Origin of the sequence: uncultured Polaribacter sp., from assembly GCF_947503855.1 — a bacterium.
GTDB lineage: Bacteria > Bacteroidota > Bacteroidia > Flavobacteriales > Flavobacteriaceae > Polaribacter.
The window spans coordinates 1-1,970 of sequence record NZ_CANNFF010000023.1; the positions used below are offsets into that span (position 1 = coordinate 1).

Annotated in this window: 3 protein-coding genes; all 3 read right to left on the bottom strand. The window is 26.0% G+C overall.

Annotated elements, in window-relative coordinates; all coding sequences use genetic code 11:
• Positions 1–233 precede the first annotated feature (233 nt).
• The 3 genes from Q0662_RS11870 to Q0662_RS11880 all read right to left on the bottom strand — a co-directional run bounded on the left by Q0662_RS11870 (position 234) and on the right by Q0662_RS11880 (position 1,633).
• The gene (locus tag Q0662_RS11870) at positions 234–590 is read right to left on the bottom strand and encodes a helix-turn-helix domain-containing protein (protein WP_298950136.1); all 357 of its coding nucleotides are present in this window, start codon (positions 588–590) and stop codon (positions 234–236) included.
• 2 nt (positions 591–592) lie between these two features.
• The gene (locus Q0662_RS11875) at positions 593–886 is read right to left on the bottom strand and encodes a type II toxin-antitoxin system HigB family toxin (protein ID WP_298950139.1); all 294 of its coding nucleotides are present in this window, start codon (positions 884–886) and stop codon (positions 593–595) included.
• 210 nt (positions 887–1,096) lie between these two features.
• Positions 1,097–1,633 carry a hypothetical protein gene (locus Q0662_RS11880; protein ID WP_298950142.1) on the bottom strand — a complete coding sequence of 179 codons (537 nt, stop codon included), beginning with the start codon at positions 1,631–1,633 and terminating at the stop codon, positions 1,097–1,099.
• Positions 1,634–1,970: the final 337 nt, after the last annotated feature.

Genomic DNA, 1,970 nt, shown 5'->3' on the forward strand with positions numbered 1-1,970 from the left:
TGTTCATTTTGATTTTTCATAAGTGACTATCATTAATTGATGAATTTTTAGTCAACCTATTTCAGGAAAGTACAGTTCTTAAATTACTTACAACGTGTTTGTATAAGATTAGTGGCGTGTTTAAGCACCTAATTTAGCAAATATAAACTGAATAGAAAATCCGCGAGAATTTTCGTAAGTAGACTAGAACTAGCAATAAATTATATACGGTGTTGCCAACTGGCTTTTTTCAATTAATAATCTTGAATTAAAACTTCAGTAGGAATATGTAGAGTAGTGTTGAGTTTTCTAATCATATCTAGAGTCAGTTTTCTTTTTTTATTCAAAATTTCGCTAACTCTACTTTTAAATCCAACAACTTCTGCTAAATCCTTTTGTTTCATTCCCATTTGTTCCATTCGGAATTTAATTGCTTCGATTGGGTCAGGCATTCCGATTGGGAATTGTTCATTTTCATATCTATCAATCAAAATTGACAGGATTTCCAACTCGTCTCCATCTTGTGTTCCTTTTTTTGCATCAAAAATTTCCTCAAGTCTGTTGAGTGCGTTTTGATAGTCTTTTTCGTTTCTAATTGGTAATATTTTCATAATTAGATATTATTTGCGTCAATTTTATCATATTCAGCGTGAGTTCCGATAAACCTTATCCAGCATATTCCGTATTCAAAATTAAATTTTACAATCAAACGATAATTATTACCTTTTATATCATAAACAATTCGATTGTCTTTCAAAATACTAGCACTCGGATATTCACTTTTTAATTCGTTAATATTTTTCCATTCGGACTTTTCAGTTTCTCTATACCACGATTTTAATTGTTCTTCACAATCAGCGTGTTTTTCCCAAAAATCTCGTAAAGTTCGTTTTGCGATTACTCTCACATTATAATTGTTTGACGCAAATATAATAAAATAGTTACCAATTTGGTAATTAGTTTGGTTTTTTTAGCTTGTTGGCAACGTGTTTATATATGGTTTGTTGCGTGGTTTAAGCAACTAATTTAGTAAATAATTACTGACAAAGAAAATCCGCGAGGATTTTCGCAAGTAAGCAAAAAGCCAGCAATAAATTATATATGGTGTTGGCAATAGTTAATATTCATTATGGTATTTAATTACTAAATAAATGTCTTTATAATTAAATTTTCTCTTTTTTATCATATTGTGAAGTTCAATATTTTCAGGTAGTATTCTTTTAATAATTTGATAAAATCTTCTCGGATTTAATAATGTTAAAGTTTTATCTTTCTCAAGATAATAATGAGTCTCAACTTGAGAACTAAAACCAGAAATAGTTACCAAAGTTTTATATTCATACAAGTTCACTTTTCCTTTGTATATTAATTTTAAGTAAGCTTGTTTTTTATCTGATGGGTTTATTTTTCTCTTTTCTTTGTAATAATAATTAAAACCCTCCATTCTGAATTCCAAGATATTTTTTGGATCTATTTTCAGACCTTTTTCATTAATAATTTGTTCATATTTATTAATACTATTTCGATTTTTAATTTCTCCATAAGTAGTATCTTTTTCTATATTTATAATATAGTCTTTTCTCAAACTTCTTTTTAAATTATGTAAGTATAATTTCTCCTCTTTTTTGAAAGCAGAAATATTTTCATTTTCCAATGATATTAAACTGTCATTTTCTTTAGAGTAAAATTGTTCTTTTGTAATTAAAGTTAAATTATATATTTTTTCATTTTTTTTGATATTCTTAATTTTGTTTTTTTTGATTTTATACTTTTTCCCTTTTAAATCTAAAAAAATATTTGTTTGGTATTTTCCATAAATTGTATCATTATTATTTAATACAATGAAGTCATAAAAAGATTTCTCTTGAGAAAATCCTAAATATGATGAAATTAAAAGGAGAATTACTATCGTTTTTTTGTATTATACTGAAATAGGTTGACCTTTTTTTAGGTTTAATTTATACGTTCAAACTATTTTTTTAAGCCGTTTA